This window comes from Brevundimonas sp. Root608 (assembly GCF_001427825.1).
GTDB lineage: Bacteria > Pseudomonadota > Alphaproteobacteria > Caulobacterales > Caulobacteraceae > Brevundimonas.
Genome location: NZ_LMGT01000001.1, coordinates 838481 through 854647 on the forward strand (window position 1 = coordinate 838481; position 16167 = coordinate 854647).

A 16167-nucleotide genomic window follows, 5' to 3' on the forward strand; every position below is an offset into this window, starting at 1 on the left:
ATCCATGACTGACGCCGTCCTGCCGCCCGAGCCGCCGAGCCATTATCGCGACGGCAAGGAGCGGCTGGCCGATCTGATCGTGCATCTGACCGGGCTGGCGCTGGCGCTGGTGGGCGGGGGGATGCTGCTGGGGCTGGCGATCGGCTTCGGCGACGCCGGAAGCCTGACGGCGGCGGCGATCTATGCGGTCGGACTGCTGACCATGCTGGGGCTGTCGACGGCCTATAATTTCGCCGCGCCGCAGTTCCAGCCGCTGCTGAGGCGGTTCGATCACGCCGGCATCTTCATCATGATCGCGGGGTCCTACACCCCGTTCACGACCCAGCACCTGACCGGGGCCTGGGCGTGGGGGATGACCTCGGCGGTCTGGGGCACGGCCATCTTCGCCGCCCTGGCCAAGCTGTTCCTGCCCGGGCTCGGCAAGGGGTTCTGGATCGTCGTCTATCTGGCGCTGGGCTGGCTGATGGTCATCGCCATCCAGCCGATCCTGCAGAGCCTGGGCCTGGCGCCGTTGATCCTGATGGCGGTCGGGGGCGTGCTCTATTCCGTCGGCGTGATCTTCTACGCCAACAAGGCGATGCGTTTCCGGCGCGCGATCTGGCACGGCCATGTCGTGGTGGCCGCCGCCGTCCACTGGGTCGCCGTGCTGCTGGCCGTGCTTAAATAGATCGGGCTCAGGCCCAGGCGAACAGCAGCCGGCCTTCGCCCATCCGCTCGCGCAGGGCGGGCAGGTCGGCGTGGGCGACCGAGAAACAGCCGTACGAGCGGCCCAGCTTGCCCTCCCGGGCGAGGAAGTCCGGGTCGGCGTAGTCGGCGCCATGGATGATGATGGCGCGTTCCCTGGCGCGGTCGTTGGAATACTCGAGCCCGTCGAGCAGGACGTTCGGACCCTGCTGGGCGCCGTAGCCGGCCCCGGCGGTCGCATAGGCGCCGACCGAGGACTTGTAGCTGTCCGGCGTATTGCCGAACTCACGAGCGAAGCCGGTGTGCGCCGGGTCCGAGCCGCGGCCGTGGCTGGTGCGCATCAGCGTGATGGCGCCGCCGTGCAGATCGACCTCGTACAGCCGCTCGTCGCCGGAGAATTTCTGGAAGTCGACCAGATACATCCGGTCGCGGCGGGAGATCCGGTCCTTGTGGACGTCGAGGGCGGCGAGGGCGCGGTCCATCAGCTCCTGGCGGACCTGGCCGCGCGGATCGAGCGGGCGTGTGGTGTTCAGCGCGGCGGTGATGGTTTCGGGCGGTTGCGAGAGGGTGATGGTCGGAACCTGGGTCCGGGCCAGGGCCGGAAGCGGCTGAAACGCCGTCGTCCGCGTCGCGGCCGAGGCCGTGGCGCAGCCCGACAGGAGCGCTGCGCCGCCCAGAATGAATCCACGTCTTGCTAGCCGCATGCGACGCCCCTCGCACGTTTCGGAAGCACGGGTTGTTTCAGGTCGTAACGGCCGGATCAACCTGAGCCTTGGCGAAACGGCCCGGACGTCTAAGGTGCGCGTCTTGTCCAGGAGGGTTTCGTGAAGTCGATCACATCGTTGCTGGCGGCCGCGGCCGTGTTGATGGCCACAGGCGTCGCGGCGCAAACGCCCGCTATCGCGCCGGTTTCGCCCGCGGAGGGAACGACGTTCGTCCAGATCGGCCGGCTGCTGGCCGATCCGGCGACCGGCGTTGTGCAGCGCGATAAAACTCTCGTGATCAGAGGGAACCAGGTCGTCGAAGTGCGCGACGGCTTTGTCGGGGAAGGCCGGATCGTCGACCTGCGCGACTCATTCGTGCTGCCCGGACTGATCGACAGCCATGTGCACCTGACCAGTCAGCAGAACCCGAACGGGCGGCTGGAGACGGTGACCCAGTCCAATTCCGAACAGGCCATGGTCGGGGCCCGCTATGCGCGGCGCACCCTGATGGCGGGGTTCACGACGGTGGCGGACCTGGGGGCGACCAATGAGTCGATCTTCGCCCTGAGGGAGGCCGTGCGCCGCGGCGACGTGCCGGGCCCGCGGATCATCGCCTCGGGCTCGGCCGTCTCGGTTCACGGCGGGCACGGCGACATCAACGGCTACCGCGAAGACGTCATGCACCTGCTGTCGGACGAGAGCGTCTGCTCGGGCGTGGACGACTGCATGCGGGCGGTGCGGCTGCAGGTCCGTTCGGGCGCCGACATCATCAAGATCACGGCCACGGGCGGGGTGCTGTCGAATACGGCGGCGGGCCTGGGCCAGCAGTTCTCGGACGAGGAGCTGGCGGCCATCGTCGGCGCGGCGCACCGGATGGGGCGCCAGGTGACGGCGCATGCCCACGGCGTGGACGGGATCAACGCCTTCCTGCGCGCCGGCGGCGACTCGATCGAGCACGGCACCTATCTGGACGACGAGTCCATCCGCCTGTTCCGGCGCGAGGGGACGTATCTGGTGCCGACCCTGCTGGCGGGCGACTTCGTGGGCCGGATCGCTTCGGGACCGAACAATTTCTTCACCCCGGCGCAGACGGCCAAGGCCTTGGAAGCGGGCCCGAAGATGCTGGACATGGCGCGGCGCGCGCATGACGGCGGGGTGCGGATCGCGTTCGGCACCGACACCGGGGTTTCGGCCCATGGCGACAACGCCCAGGAGTTCGCCCTGCTGGTGCGCGCGGGCCTGACGCCGCTGGAGGCGGTGCAGGCGGCGACCGTCGGGGCCGCGGCGCACCTGCGGATCTCGAACGAGGCCGGGCGCATCGCGGCGGGCATGCCGGCGGACCTGATCGCGGTGACGGGCGATCCGCTGAGCGACGTGACGGAGCTCGAGCGGGTGCGGTTCGTGATGCGGGGCGGGATCGTCTACCGGGCGGAATAGGATCGGACCGCCCCCAGCAGCAGCCGCTGGAAGGCGGCCTCGTCCTCGAACGTCGCCTTGACCGGCCACGACAGCACCCGGCCGCGCCACGCGGGCGGCAGGCGGAACCAGTCCTTTTCGGTGGTGACCAGCCGGGCTTTGAAATGCGAGGCGCGGTCGGCGAGAAAGGCCAGGTCGGCCTCGCGGAAGGCGGCGTGGTCGGGGAAGGGGGCGAAGTCGACCAGTTCGGCGCCGGCGGCGTCGAGGGCGCGTTCGACCTTCCACGGCTTGGCGATGCCGGCGAAGCCGACGATCGGCCCCCGGGGCGGCGGGCCCGCGGGCATGAGCCGGGCGATATGGACCGGCAGGTCGCCGAAGGCCTCGAGCAGTTCCGGATCGGCGCCCGGGGCGTCGGCCGGGAGCAGCACGACCACGGCGTCGGCGCGGGCCAGGCCGTGCCGGAGCTTCTCGCGCATCGGACCCGAGGGAAACACCGAGCCGTCGCCGAAAGGCCATTCGTCGCCCCGGGTCTCGCCGTCGACGACGACGAGGCTGAGGGTCTTCTCGAGGGTCGGGTTCTGGTGAGCGTCGTCGAGGACCATGACCTGGGCGCCGGCCGCCGCCGCAGCGCGGGCGCCGGCGACGCGGTCATGGGCGATCCAGGTCGGGCCGCCGAGGGCCAGCATCAGGGGCTCGTCGCCGACATCGGCGGCGGTGTGGATGGCGGGGTCGACCCGGGTCGGCTCGCGCAGCGATCCGCCATAGCCGCGCGACAGGCCATGGGCGTCGACGCCGGCCTCGTGCAGCAGGCGGATGGCCTCGCGGGTCACCGGGGTCTTGCCCGAGCCGCCGACGGTCAGATTGCCGACCGAGATCACCGCCACGCCCGGATCCACCGGCGTGGCGCGGGCGATGCGGCGCGCCGTGGCCGTCGCCCAGACCCATGACAGGGGCTTGAGCAGGGTGCGGGCGACCGCGCCGTGGCGGGCGTCGCGCGTATACCACCAGCGGGGGGTGTTCAGCTTCATCGGCGGCCTCGCAGCGGGGGGCGGGGCAGCAGGGGTTCGACCACATCCCACAGCCGGTCGAGGCCCGAGCCGGCCTCGGCGGCGGCGCGGCGGCCGCGTTCGCCCATGCGTTTGGCCCCGGCGTCATCGGCCAGCAGGGGGGCGATGACGGCGGGCAGGTCCCACGGCGCCTGAACCACCGTCAGGCCCCCGGCCGCGACCAGGGCGTCGGCGACGGCGGCCCAGTTGGTCATGTCCGGACCGGTGACGGCGGGCTTGCCGAGGCGGGCCGGCTCGAGCGGATTGTGGCCGCCCACGGGGGGCTTCTCCAGCGCGGCGGAGAAGGAGCCGCCCATCACCACGACGTCGGCCAGCCGCAGGAACAGGCCCATCTCGCCGAGGGTGTCGGCGACATAGAGGTCGGTGTCGCGGTCGGGCTCGCGTCCCTCGGAGCGGAGGGCGAAGCGGTAGCCGTCGCGGGTCAGGGCGGCGGCGATCGCGGGGGTGCGTTCGGGATGGCGCGGCACAATGATGAGACACAGCCGGTCGGCCAGCTTGTCGAGGGCGCGGACGAGCGCGATCTCCTCGCCGTCATGGGTGCTGGCGGCGACGACCACGGGCCGGTCGCCGATGGCGGCGCTGAGGCGGGTGAAGGCGGCGGCGTCGTGCGGCGGCGCCTCGCCCGAAAGCTTCAGGTTCACCTGGCCGTCGATCCGGGCGCCGAGGCTTTCCAGTCGGGCGGCCGAGGTCTCGTCCTGCGGCAGGATGCGGTCGAAGGCGGAGAGGATTTCCCGCACCGCGCCGGGGAAACGGCGCCAGCCGGCGACGGTCTTTTCGGTGATGCGGGCGCTGGCGAGGACCAGTCCGACGTCGCGTTTGCGGGCCGCGAGGATCAGGTTGGGCCACAGCTCGCTCTCGACGAAGACGGCCAGCGACGGCTTCCAGTGGTCGAGGAAGGCGGCGACGGCCCCGGGGGCGTCGACGGGGGCGAACTGGTGGATGACGCCGGGGGGCAGGCGGCGGGCCAGAAGCGTGGCCGAGGTCAGGGTGCCGGAGGTGACCAGCACGGTCAGGTCGGGCCGCGCCTGCCGCAGCCGCTCCACAACGGGCAGCAGGGACAGGGTTTCTCCGACGCTGACGCCGTGCAGCCAGACGAGATCGCCGGCCGGCCGGGCGACCGAGGTCAGGCCGAGGCGTTCATCGACCCGGGCGGGGTCTTCCTTGCCCTGTTTGGCGCGGGCGTCGAGCAGGCGCGGGGCCAGCGGCTCCAGCATCCGGGTCAGCAGGCGGTAGACGATCAGGGCCGGGCTCACGTCACACGCGCTCCAGGCCGACGAGGGCGTCGGCGGCGGCCTCGACGGCGGTCAGCCGTCCGGCCCAGGCGCGGGCCACATCGGCCAGTTCGGCCCCCTCCGGATAGCGGTCGACATCCCAGACGATGGCGCCGCGTCCGAATGGCAGGGGCAGCAACGCCCGGTCCCAGCTCCTGAGCCGGATCGCCGGATTGCAGGACAGGCCGATGAACAGCACCGGCGCCTTCGAAAGTTTGGCCAGCAGAGGCATGCCCTCGGCCATCTCGCGCATCGGGCCGCGCGGGCCGTCGGGGGTGATGGCCAGGGCGCCGATCTTGAGCTGGCGCAGGCCGTCGCGCAGGGCCTGGGAGCCGCCCTTGGCCCTGTCGGCCTTGTCCTTGTTGGAGGAAGAGCCGCGGATGGCCGGGAAGCCCTGCCGGGCGACGGCCCTGGCGATGAACTGGCCGTCGGGGCTGAGGGAGATCAGGGCCTTGGCCGGCTGGGCTCTGTCCAGCGGCCAGCAGGCGGGGCTGAGGCCGATCCGCGAATGCCAGAAGGCGCACAGCACGCCGCCGCCGTCGGCCCAGACTTTTTCGGCCACGGCCTCGTTCTCGTGCGTCCAGCGGATGGTGGCGAAGCAGAAACGCATCCATTGGGCCAGGGTCCAGGCCAGGACGGCCTGGATGAGGGGGTTGCGGAGGGGTCTCATGACGCGCCGCTTTCCAGAACCGTCACCCTCGGGCTTGACCCGAGGGCCAGATGTAGAGCCGCACGGTCGTCGTGCCGGCCCTCCGGACGGTGGAGCAACGCCGGGCGTCGAGAGGCCGATGGTCCGATCCTCGGGTCAACCCCGAGGATGACGGCGGGAGGGCGGAGCGAGGGAGGCAAGTTCAACTGACCGCCGCCACGGTTACCGGATCGCCGTCCAGCGACTGCTGCTTCGCCAGCCGCGAATACAGGCCGCCCTTGCGGACCAGTTGATCATGGGTCCCGGTCTCGACGACCCGGCCGGCCTCGATCACATGGATGCGGTCGGCGTTGCGCACGGTCGACAGACGGTGGGCGATCATCAGCGCAGCCCGTCCCTTCATCAGTCGCTCGAGCGCCTCCTGGACCAGCGCCTCGCTCTCGGTGTCGAGGGCGCTGGTGGCCTCGTCCAGCAGCAGGATCGGGGCGTCCTTGAGGAAGGCGCGGGCGATGGCGATGCGCTGGCGCTGGCCGCCGGACAGGCGCAGGCCGGCCTCGCCGGCGCGGGTGGCGTAGCCCTCGGGCAGGGCGGTGATGAAGTCGTGCGCGGCGGCGGCGCGGGCGGCGGCGACGATGTCCTCTGCCGTGGCGCCGGGGCGGCCGTAGGCGATGTTGGCGGCGAGGGTGTCGTCGAACAGGAAGGGCTCCTGCGTCACCAGGGCGATGGAGGCGCGCAGGTCGTGCAGCTTCAATTCGCGGATGTCGCGGCCGTTCAGGGTCACGGCGCCGCCGGTGACGTCATAGAAGCGCGGCAGCAGGCTGAGGATGGTCGACTTGCCGCCGCCGGACGGGCCGACGAGGGCGACGGTCTCGCCGGGGGCGACGGTCAGGCTGACGTCCGACAGGGTCGGGGCCGTCCCTTCGGAAGCCGGCCCATAGGCGAACGACACATGGTGGAAGGCGACGGTCGTGGGGCCGTTGTCGAAGGGCGCGGCGTCGGGCGTGTCGCGAATCTCGGGCTGAATGTCGAGGGCGGCGAACAGGCGCCGCGCGGCGGTCAGGCCCTCGGTCATCACGGTCTGCAGATTGGTCACCTGCCGCAGCGACTGGCCGGCGGCCATCAGCAGGCCGATGAAGGCGGCGAAGGCGCCCACGCTCATGGCTCCGTCCTGCGCGCGCCAGCCGGCGTAGGCCATGACGGCGGCGACCACGATCATGGCCACGAGGTTGGAGAAGGGGCCGGCGAAGGCTCTGGAGTCGGCGCTCTTGATCACGTGCCGCTGGCGGCGGGAGACGACGTCGCCGACGCGGGCCTCCTCGGCCGCCTCGCGGTTCTCGATCTTGATCAGGCGGACGCCGTCGAGGTTCTCCATCAGGGCGGTGGAGAGGTTTTCGGTCTCCTTCATCGCTCCCGTGGTGGCCTTGCGCGTGCGCCGCGAGAAGCGGCGCAGGACGACGGTGATCAGGGGCACGCCCAGCAGGACGATGGCGGTCAGCTGCCAGTCGATCAGGGCCATGGCCACGATGACGGCGAACAGGGTGATGCTGTGCTGGGTGTAGTTGACGACGCCGTTGGTGAAGGCCTCGCGCACCAGGTTGGCGTCGAACAGGACCGAGGAGACGAAGCTGCCGCTGTGCTGGCTGCGCAGCCGGGCCAGGTCGGCGCGGATCATGGCGCCGAACAGCCGCACCTGGATGTCGCCGACGATGCCGTGGCCCAGCCGGTTCACCAGGGCGGCCTGCCCCAGTGAGGCGATCGTCCAGACGATGGCGACCAGGACGATGGCGGCGGGGATGTAGATCAGGGCCTGACCGGGCGGGATGTCGATCACGCCCCACAGTTTGATGGGCGTGTCGGTCTGCAGGAACAGGCCGTTCACGGCAGGCTCGAGCAGCTTCAGCGTCAGGGCCGACAGGCCGCCGGCCACGGCGGCGCACAGCATCGACAGGAACAGCGCTGCCTTGTGATGCGAAAGGTAGTCGCGCCAGATCCGCGCCAGCAGGGGGCGAAGGGACTCCTTCTCTTCGTCGGCGGGGGCGGGCGGCGTCATCGGTCCGAGGTCGGACGGCTCGGGAGGGAAGTCAAGCGGTGTCGACCTTGTCGCGGTTGTCGTGGTTGTGGCCGGGCGAGTGTCGATCATGTCTCACACGAATTGTCTCGCCTGCCCGACGGTGGCGTCGTGCCGCGGTGGAGGCTATCTCACCCCCATGCCCCGTTACGACCTCACCACCCCGGCCGGCCGGTTCAAGGCCCGGTGGGACTATGTCTGGAAGGATCACGCCTTCCTGCGCCGGTGGTTCATGAACGCCCACTGGCTGGGGCCCGATCTGGTGCGGACCAACCAGCCGTCGCCGCGCCAGCTGGCGTACTGGAAGACGCAGGGGATCAGGACGGTCATCAACCTGCGGGGTGCGCGGGACGAGGCCTATTATGCGCTGGAGAAGGAGGCCTGCGAACGGCTCGGCCTGACCCTGATCGACGCGCCGCTGGACTCGCGCGATCCACCGCAGAAGGACCGGGTGCACCGGGCGCGCGAACTGTTCCGGACCATCGACTATCCGGTGCTGATCCACTGCAAGTCAGGGGCGGACCGGGCCGGGATGATGGCGGTCTTCTATCGCCACTTCCATCTGGGCGAACCGATCAGCGTGGCCATCGACCAGCTGTCGAAAAAATACCTGCACCACCGCGAGGGGCTGACCGGGGTGCTGGACTATACGCTGGAGAAATACCTGAAGGAGGTCGAGCCGACGGGGGTCAGCTTCATCGACTGGATCGACAGCGACGCCTACGACCCGAAGGCGATCCGGGCCGAGTTCAAGGCCGGCTGGTGGGGCACGGTCCTGACCGAGAAACTGCTGAAGCGGGAGTAGGCGGCGTCAATCCCACGGCCGGGTCGGGTCGCGCGGGCCTGTCGAGGCCGGCGGCGGCGGGTCCTTGCCCTCCACGCCGGCGGCCCGCCTGGCCTCCCGACCTTCCGGCGACCGGTTGATCCAGCTTTTCCAGCCGCGCGCGCCGCGCCACACCCCGATCCACAGCACCAGCGCCATCAGCAGGAAGACGAGGGAGGCGATTTCCTCGCCGCCCAGGGTGCGTCCGAACAGGGTCATGGCTGCGGATCGCGGGGCAGGTCGCGGACCGGGGGCGCGTCGGCGAAGGCGTCGGCGCGGGGAATCGGGCGGGCCGGCTCACCCGGGGTGACGGGGTCGTTCCAGGCGGTGTCGCCTTCCTGCGGGCCCACGCGCGGGGAGTCCGGCTTGCGGCGGGTGGCCCAGACGACGATGGCGACGCCGAGGGCGACGAGGGCCAGGACGATCAGGGTGGGAGTCATGGGATTTCTCCGCTTTCAGGCGTGGCAATATACGCCTGAAAGCGTCCCAGGCCGAGGGGGAGTTCCGCTCAGTGGGCGTGGTCGTCGCCGCGCGGATCGATCATCCGGTGCGCGTGGAGGATGAAATACCGCATATGCGCATTGTCGACCGTGGCCTGGGCCCGGGCCTTCCACGCCTTGCGGGCTTCCTCGTAGTTGGGGAAGGCGCCGACGAATTCGACCTTGGACAGATCGCGGAACACCGGGGCGTCGAGGTGGCGCAGCTCGCCGCCGATGACGAGGTGCAGCAGCTGGGGGGCGTTGGATTCGGTGGTCATCAGGGGATCCGGTCGGTCTGGCGGGGCGCGAGCGGAATAGGCGCTGTGCGTCGTACGATCAACGGGTGAAGCGCCGGGGCGCTGCAGATCAGGCTGTTCTGCCGCGGATCGAACTGGTTGAAGCGCCAGGGATGGCCGTGGTGGTCGCTGACGCGGCCGCCCGCCTCCTCGACGATCAGGGCGCCGGCGCAGACGTCCCAATCCCATTTCGGGGTCAGGGCGATGGCGGCGTCGAAGGCGCCGGCGGCGACCAGGGCCATGCGGTAGGCGATGGCGTTGCGCTTCTCATAGCGCATGACCGGCCAGGGCTCGGGCCAGTGCGGCCCTTCCATCAGCCGGGCGTCGGCCAGGACCGAGGCGTCGTCCAGATCGGTGGTGTCCGAAGCGGTGATCGGTCGGCCGTTCAGGAAGGCGCCGCCGCCGCGCACGGCGGTGAAGGTCTCGCCCAGGGCCGGGGCGTGGATGACGGCGGCGACGGGCTGGCCGTCCTCGACGATGGCGATGGGAATGCACCACCACGGCTTGCCCTTCATATAGGCGACGGTGCCGTCGATGGGATCGGCCACGAACAGACGGCGCTGCGAGAGGCGCGCGTCGGTGTCGTCCGTTTCTTCCGACAGCCAGCCGTGGTCCGGCCGGGCGGAGAGCAGCGCGTCCTTCAGCAGGGCGTCCACGGCCATGTCGGCCGAGGTGACGGGCGAGCCGCCGGATTTGGACCAGATCTTTAGCCCGCCCTCGCGCTCGGCCAGCGCCAGGGTGCCGGCGGCGAGGGCCGCGTCGCGGATCAGCAGCAGGTCGGCGGCGAGGTCGGTCATTTGCCGGCGATGGCGACGCCGTCGAACAGCAGGGACGGGCTGTTGAACGAGCTGCGGAACTCCAGGTCCGAGCCGCGCTGCATGCGGGCGTAGAGGTCCAGCAGCTTGCCGGCGACAGTGACCTCGCTGACCGGCCAGGCGATCTGGCCGTTCTCGAACCAGAAGCCCGAGACGCCGGCCGACCAGTCGCCGGTGTGGGCGTTCAGCGACGGACCGAACATGGAGGTGACCAGAAGCCCGGTTCCGGCCTCGCCCATCAGGCCGGCCAGATCGACCTCGCCCGGCTCCAGATGCAGGTTGTGGGTCGCCACTCCGGGCGGGCCGGCGAGGCCGCGCGAGGCGTGGCCGGTCGAGGCCATGCCCAGCTGGGCCGCGGCGGCGCTGTTCAACAGCCAGGTGGTCAGAAGGCCGTCATCAATGATTGATTGGCGCGAGACGGCGACGCCCTCGTCGTCGAAGGGGGTGGAGCCGAGGCCGCGTGGCCGGAAGGGGTCGTCGATGAGGTTGACGCCGGCCGGCAGGACCCGCTGGCCCAGCCGATCCTTGAGGAAGGAGGCGCCGCGCGCGACCGACGGGCCGGACATGGCGCCCAGAAGCGGCGACAGAACCTGGCCGGCGACGCGGTTCTCGAAGATCACCGGGGCGGTGGTCGAGGCGATCTTGCGCGGGCCGGTGCGGGCGACGGCGCGACGTCCGGCCTCGGAGCCGATAGCCTCCGCGCCCGGGAGGTCCGAGAGGTGGCGCACGGCGCGATGCTCGCCCCCGCGCTCCATGGCGCCGTCCTTCTCGGCGATGACGCCGACGCCCAGCGAGAAGGCCGAGCCGTGATAGGCGCCGTCGAAGCCGTGCGAGGTCACCAGCCGCCAGCGGCTGGTCGAGGCTGAGGCGTGGCCCCCCTCGGATTTGGCGACGCCAGGCACGGCGAGGGCGGAGGCCTCGGCTTCCGCGGCGACGGCCTCCAGTTCGGCGGCGCTGCGTTCGGCCGAATCGTACAGGTCGAGGTCGGGAAGAGGGCCGCGGGCCAGCCGGTCCTGCGGGGCGAGGCCGGCGTAAGGGTCTTCCGGGGCGAGCCGGGCCATGGCCACCGCGCGCTCGACGAGCCGGGCGCGGGTCGCGTCGGACAGGTCGGAGGCGGAGACGGTCGCCTGACGCGTGCCGATGAAGACGCGGAGGCCCAGGTCGCGGCTTTCCTCGCGCTCGACGTCCTCGAGGGCGCCGTTGCGGACGCCGATGGACAGGGAGGCGCGCTCGGCCGAGACGGCCTCGGCGGCGTCGGCGCCGGCCCTCAGCGCGGCGGCGACCAGTTCGGGCAGGATGTCGGGAGAGGCGGCGGCGTCACGCGGGGAGGTCATGCCCCGATATGGCCGGGCCGGGGAGCCGGCGCAACCGGCTCGACGGGGTCGGCCGTTCGAGGGGCGTCAGCCGCCGCCATCAGCCATGCGCGGGACCGGCAAAGGCGTGCACGATGAGCATCAGGCCGGCGAGGCCCAGTGAGAGCCAGGTCAGGCCCATGCCGATGACACGGCCAGCGGTCGGGCGTTTTTCGCTCAGGCTAACGGCGTGAACCAGACGGCCGAGGAACAGGGCTGCGCCAAGGCCATGCAGCACGTAGGCGGGCATCCCCAGCATGGCCAGGACGGCGAGGGCGCCGATCCCCGCCGGGATGTATTCAGCGGCGTTGCCGAAAATCCGCGAGGCGAGCAGGACCTCGGCGTTGCCCCCGTCACCCAGCACGACCTTGTTCCCTCGTCGCGCCACCGCGACCCGAGCGCCGAGCACCACCATCAGCAGGATCATCAGGCCGCTCCACAGAGCGGCGGCCTGGCCGTGGGTCATGTCGGTCAGGATGTCCATGGATCAGGTCTCGCGCCCCACCGGATAGAGCCGGTAGCGGTCATCATAGAACGGGGTTCGCTCGTAGAACCACTGCAGACGCGCGTCGCCGTCGGCGGCGAAGGCCGGGTCGGCGGCCAGTTTGGCCTCGAAGGCGGCCTTCAGGGCGGGGTCGGCGGCCATCATGGCCTCGGCCAGCGGGGCGATGGCGTAGCCCTCGATGTATTCGACGCGGCTGAGCACCTCGGGGAACATGCCCCAGGCGAAGAAGCTCTCGCTCGACTGGGGCTCCAGCAGCAGGACGACGACGTCGCCCAGCGGCTGGTCGGTCGGCACGCGGACCGAGCCGGCGGGGAAGGTCCAGTCGCGGCGGCGGGGCGTCACGGCAGTGACGGCGACCTGCACATGGCCCTCGTTGTGGCGGGCGGCGACCTTGGGGTCGTCGAGGCTGAGCATCTCGACCGATACGGTGCGCGGCGCGTCGAGCGTCTCCATGCGGACGCCGTGGATCCGCAGGCGTTCGATGATGTCGGACCGATACGACGGCACCCAGTAGGCCTCAGGCCGCGCCAGGGTCAGGGTCGGCTTCGAACCGAAGAAGGGCAGGGCCCAGGGCTCGGGATCGGCCTGGCCGAGCCAGCGGATTTCCCGGCGGCCCGAGGCGGGGCTGTCATACGTCTCGTAGCGGATGCCCTTGAAGCTTCGGGTGTAGGCCGGAGTGGTCTCGGCCTGGAAGTTCGCCGGAATGGCGGCGGGGCGCAGGGCGCTGTCGGCGGTGATGGCGGCGCGCAGGGCGCTTCCGTCGCGGGCGAGCAGGCGCAAGGCGTCCTCGAGGAAGACATAGGTCCCCAGAACTCGCTGCTCATACGGTTTCAGGCTGTGGTTCTCGATCAGGATGGTCGGCACGTGGGCCGCGGTCCCCCAGCCGTTCGAGAAGCGCTCGCCGAGCCCGCCGTCCGACAGGCCCGCGCGCGGATTGGCGTCGTCGACGCCGAAGACCAGCTCGCCCGGGATATGGCCCCGGGCCTCCAGCCCCGCATTGATCACGGGCTTGAAGACGTCGTTCAGCCAGTGCGAACTGGCGGGCGAGCGGGAGTAGGCCCCGTTCTCGCCGTTGAAGCCGTAGGTGACGTCGTACTGGTAATCCATGCCGTCGGTGACGTGGATGTCGACGTAGAGGTCGGGCCGGTATTTGAGGATCAGGCCGCGCACCGCCCGCATCTCGGGCTGGTCCAGCTTGAGATAGTCGCGGTTCAGGTTCTGGTTGGCCGCGGTGTTGCGCCAGCCCTGGATGCGGGGACCGCGCTGGTTGGGGCGGCTGTAGGCCGAGGCGCGCTCGTGGCCGTCGACCGACAGGATGGGGATGAGGATCAGATTGACCCGGTCCAGCAACTCGTCCTTGCCGTTGAAGGCGATGTCGCGGAGCAGCATCATGCCCGCGTCCTTGCCGTCGATCTCGCCCGGGTGGATGCCAGCCTGGGCCATCAGAACGGGTTTGGACGGATCGAAGGCCGCGCCGTCCTTTGAGGCGATGACCGCGTAGATCGGCCGGCCCTCGGGCGAGACGCCGAACTGTTCGATGCGGATCAGGTCAGAGGCGGCGTCCAGCCGGTCGAACCAGGCCCGGGTGTCGGCATAGGTCGGGCTGAAGTCGTGAGCGGGATCGATCTCGAAGGCTGTGACCCAGGGGTCCGAGGCGTCGCGCAGCAGGGTTCGGCTGGCGCCGTCCCATTCGGGCGCGGGCGGCAGGAAGGGCTGATCCCACGGCGCGGCGTTGGGGACGGACGGGGACGCGGACTGGGACATGACGGGACTCGACACGAGGGCCGCGCAGGCGGCGAGGATCAGGGCGGAGCGCATGGCCCCCCTCATCCGCCGTCCGTTCGTTCGAGGCAAGTCCGCAAGGTTGGGCTTGAACGTGCGGGCGCGATCAGCCTGCGCTTAAACGGCCCGCTCATGGCTGCGGCTGGTGGCCGGGCCGAGGTTCTGGGCCCGCTGTTGCGACTGAAGGCGGTTCAGCGGTCGCGCTTGGCTTCCAGCCGGGTGATTATGGTCTGAAGTTCCGTGCGCCGCGCGGCGTGGGCGTTCAGCTGGGCCTGCTGCTCGGGGGTCAGGCCGCCCTGGGCCTGGCCGGCGGCCTGAAGTTCGGCGACCCTGTCGTCGATGGTCCCGACTTCGCTCTGGGCGTCCCACAGACGATCTTCCTCGGCCTCGGTCAGGCGCGGCGGAGCGGGGCGAGCCCGGCGCATGGGGGTGGCGCGGCCCCGGCCGGTCAGCACCTGGGCGTCAGCGACGGTCGGGACCGACACTGCGGGCATCGCCATGACGATGGCGGCGGCGAGGACGAGAACAGATTTCATCGGGACGGTTCCATGGGAGACAAGCCGGACCGGCACGTTAGATTACGGTTTCGTCATCTGGAAAGCGTTTTTTGGTCACAATCCGCCAAGGGACGCGGACAGCGTCGCTCCCGCGCATCACTTCCAGATCGGCGTTCCGTCACCCGGCAATCCGAGCGCGTCCCAGATGTCGGACACACGCGAAACGACGGCCTCCTCCATGCGGATTTCCTCGCCCCATTCGCGCTTCGTCTCGGGCGGCCATTTGTCGGTGGCGTCGAGGCCGATCTTGGAGCCGAGGCCGCTCTCGGGACTGGCGAAGTCCAGGTAGTCGATCGGGGTGTTCTCGATCAGGGTGATGTCGCGCGCCGGGTCCATCTTGGTCGAGATGGCCCACATGACCTGTTTCCAGTCGCGGGCGTCGATGTCGTCGTCCACGACGATCACCCACTTGGTGTACATGAACTGGCGCAGATAGCTCCAGACGCCCAGCATCACCCGCTTGGCGTGGCCGGGGTAGGCCTTCTTCATCGACACCACGGCGATGCGGTAGCTGCAGCCCTCGGGCGGCAGCCAGAAGTCGGTGATCTCGGGGAACTGCTGGCGCAGCAGGGGGATGAAGACCTCGTTCAGCGCCTCGCCCAGCACCGAGGGCTCGTCCGGCGGGCGGCCGGTGAAGGTGGTCAGATAGATGGGGTCGCGGCGCATGGTGATGGCGGTGACCTGGAAGACCGGGAAGGTCTCGACCGAGTTGTAATAGCCGGTGTGGTCGCCGTAGGGCCCCTCGGGTGCGTGCTCGTCGAACAGGACATGGCCTTCCAGCACGATCTCGGCGTTGGCCGGGACCATCAACGGGATGGTCTTGCAGGGGACCAGCTCGGCCTTGGCCCCGCGCAGCAGGCCGGCGAACTGGTATTCCGACAGGGTGTCCGGCACGGGCGTCACCGCCGCCAGAATGGTCCCGGGATCGGCCCCGAGCACGACGGCGCAGGGCAGTGGGCCCTTCTTCCCCGCCTTCTTGTGCCGGGCGTAGTGCTGGGCCCCGCCGCGATGGGCCAGCCAGCGCATGATCGCCTTGTCCTTGCCCAGGACCTGCATGCGGTAGATGCCGAGGTTGAAGTCATCCTCGCGATCCTCCGACGGGCCTTTGGTGACGACGAGGCCCCAGGTGATCAGGGGCGCGGGCTCGCCGGGCCAGCAGCCCTGGACGGGCAGGGAGGTCAGGTCGATCTGGTCGCCCTTGAGCACGACCTGCTGGACGGGAGCGGTCTTCACCACCTTCGGCCGCATCGACATGACCGTCTGGGCCAGCGGCAGCATCTCCATGGCGTCCGACAGGCCGCGCGGCGGCGTCGGGTTGCGCAGGAACGCCAGCAGTTCGCCGACCTCGCGCAGCTCGGCGGCGGTGGTGCGGGTCTTCTTGTCCATGGTCACGCCCATGGCCACGCGCTTCACCGTGCCGAACAGATTGGCGAGGCAGGGGATGGGGCTGATCGAGCCGTCGGGCATGACGGGCTTTTCGAACAGGACCGCCGGGCCGCCGTTGCGCAGCAGCCGGGTCTGGATCTCGGTCATCTCGAGATGGGTGGAGACCGGCTCGGACACGCGAACCAGTTCGCCCTCGGCCTCAAGCATGGCCATGAAGTCGCGCAGGGATTTGTAGGCCAATGAAACGCTCCGTCCGAGCGTCATGGATTAGGCGGGCGCGGGCGTCGTGTCACGCCATGGCGGGTGCGGCCTT

At 70.4% G+C, this 16167-nt stretch carries 17 protein-coding genes; 3 read left to right on the plus strand and 14 right to left on the minus strand.

Features of this window, described 5'->3' with window-relative positions; genetic code table 11:
- The first annotated feature begins 4 nt into the window (after positions 1 to 4).
- Entirely contained in the window at positions 5 to 667 is a 663-nt protein-coding gene (gene trhA / locus ASD59_RS03955) for a PAQR family membrane homeostasis protein TrhA (protein ID WP_055828611.1), read from the plus strand.
- Between the two features lie 7 nt (positions 668 to 674).
- Here the strand turns inward: trhA and ASD59_RS03960 are convergent, their stop codons facing one another.
- Positions 675 to 1388, minus strand: a complete 714-nt coding sequence (locus ASD59_RS03960; protein ID WP_055828614.1) for a murein L,D-transpeptidase catalytic domain-containing protein — start codon at positions 1386 to 1388, stop codon at positions 675 to 677.
- Between the two features lie 162 nt (positions 1389 to 1550).
- Here ASD59_RS03960 and ASD59_RS03965 point away from each other — a divergent pair, with 162 nt between their 5' ends.
- The gene (locus ASD59_RS03965; protein ID WP_055829692.1) at positions 1551 to 2825 is read left to right on the plus strand and encodes a metal-dependent hydrolase family protein; all 1275 of its coding nucleotides are present in this window, start codon (positions 1551 to 1553) and stop codon (positions 2823 to 2825) included.
- On the opposite strand, the gene lpxK is transcribed toward ASD59_RS03965, so the two are convergent.
- The 4 genes from lpxK to ASD59_RS03985 all read right to left on the minus strand — a co-directional run bounded on the left by lpxK (position 2810) and on the right by ASD59_RS03985 (position 7841).
- Positions 2810 to 3832, minus strand: coding sequence for a tetraacyldisaccharide 4'-kinase (lpxK, locus tag ASD59_RS03970; protein ID WP_055828617.1), 1023 nt, complete (start codon positions 3830 to 3832; stop codon positions 2810 to 2812). The genes ASD59_RS03965 and lpxK overlap by 16 nt on opposite strands.
- Positions 3829 to 5124, minus strand: coding sequence for a 3-deoxy-D-manno-octulosonic acid transferase (locus tag ASD59_RS03975; RefSeq protein WP_055828619.1), 1296 nt, complete (start codon positions 5122 to 5124; stop codon positions 3829 to 3831). The genes lpxK and ASD59_RS03975 overlap by 4 nt, the downstream gene beginning before the upstream one ends.
- 1 nt (position 5125) lies before the next feature.
- Positions 5126 to 5812 carry a lysophospholipid acyltransferase family protein gene (locus ASD59_RS03980; protein WP_055828622.1) on the minus strand — a complete coding sequence of 229 codons (687 nt, stop codon included), beginning with the start codon at positions 5810 to 5812 and terminating at the stop codon, positions 5126 to 5128.
- Positions 5813 to 5993: 181 nt separating this feature from the next.
- A complete protein-coding gene (locus tag ASD59_RS03985; RefSeq protein ID WP_055828626.1) occupies positions 5994 to 7841 on the minus strand; it encodes an ABC transporter ATP-binding protein in 1848 nt (615 codons plus the stop codon).
- A gap of 157 nt (positions 7842 to 7998) precedes the next feature.
- Here ASD59_RS03985 and ASD59_RS03990 point away from each other — a divergent pair, with 157 nt between their 5' ends.
- Positions 7999 to 8664: a fused DSP-PTPase phosphatase/NAD kinase-like protein gene (locus ASD59_RS03990; protein WP_055828629.1), complete on the plus strand. Its 666-nt coding sequence runs from the start codon at positions 7999 to 8001 to the stop codon at positions 8662 to 8664.
- A gap of 6 nt (positions 8665 to 8670) precedes the next feature.
- Here the strand turns inward: ASD59_RS03990 and ASD59_RS03995 are convergent, their stop codons facing one another.
- The 9 genes from ASD59_RS03995 to ASD59_RS04035 all read right to left on the minus strand — a co-directional run bounded on the left by ASD59_RS03995 (position 8671) and on the right by ASD59_RS04035 (position 16094).
- Positions 8671 to 8901: a hypothetical protein gene (locus tag ASD59_RS03995; protein ID WP_055828632.1), complete on the minus strand. Its 231-nt coding sequence runs from the start codon at positions 8899 to 8901 to the stop codon at positions 8671 to 8673.
- Positions 8898 to 9122 carry a hypothetical protein gene (locus ASD59_RS04000; RefSeq protein ID WP_055828635.1) on the minus strand — a complete coding sequence of 75 codons (225 nt, stop codon included), beginning with the start codon at positions 9120 to 9122 and terminating at the stop codon, positions 8898 to 8900. The genes ASD59_RS03995 and ASD59_RS04000 overlap by 4 nt, the downstream gene beginning before the upstream one ends.
- Positions 9123 to 9190: 68 nt before the next feature.
- The gene (locus tag ASD59_RS04005) at positions 9191 to 9439 is read right to left on the minus strand and encodes a DUF4170 domain-containing protein (protein WP_055828638.1); all 249 of its coding nucleotides are present in this window, start codon (positions 9437 to 9439) and stop codon (positions 9191 to 9193) included.
- Positions 9439 to 10254: an inositol monophosphatase family protein gene (locus tag ASD59_RS04010; protein ID WP_055828641.1), complete on the minus strand. Its 816-nt coding sequence runs from the start codon at positions 10252 to 10254 to the stop codon at positions 9439 to 9441. Before ASD59_RS04010 ends, ASD59_RS04005 begins: the two co-directional genes overlap by 1 nt.
- Positions 10251 to 11606: a TldD/PmbA family protein gene (locus ASD59_RS04015; RefSeq protein WP_055828644.1), complete on the minus strand. Its 1356-nt coding sequence runs from the start codon at positions 11604 to 11606 to the stop codon at positions 10251 to 10253. The genes ASD59_RS04010 and ASD59_RS04015 overlap by 4 nt, the downstream gene beginning before the upstream one ends.
- 79 nt (positions 11607 to 11685) lie before the next feature.
- Complete coding sequence (locus tag ASD59_RS04020) at positions 11686 to 12108, minus strand: MAPEG family protein (RefSeq protein ID WP_156376916.1); 423 nt, start codon at positions 12106 to 12108, stop codon at positions 11686 to 11688.
- Positions 12109 to 12111: 3 nt separating this feature from the next.
- Complete coding sequence (locus tag ASD59_RS04025; protein WP_055828646.1) at positions 12112 to 13947, minus strand: M14 family metallopeptidase; 1836 nt, start codon at positions 13945 to 13947, stop codon at positions 12112 to 12114.
- A gap of 155 nt (positions 13948 to 14102) precedes the next feature.
- Positions 14103 to 14447, minus strand: coding sequence for a hypothetical protein (locus ASD59_RS04030; protein WP_055828649.1), 345 nt, complete (start codon positions 14445 to 14447; stop codon positions 14103 to 14105).
- Positions 14448 to 14564: 117 nt separating this feature from the next.
- Positions 14565 to 16094, minus strand: coding sequence for a UbiD family decarboxylase (locus tag ASD59_RS04035; protein ID WP_055828653.1), 1530 nt, complete (start codon positions 16092 to 16094; stop codon positions 14565 to 14567).
- Between the last annotated feature and the right edge of the window lie 73 nt (positions 16095 to 16167).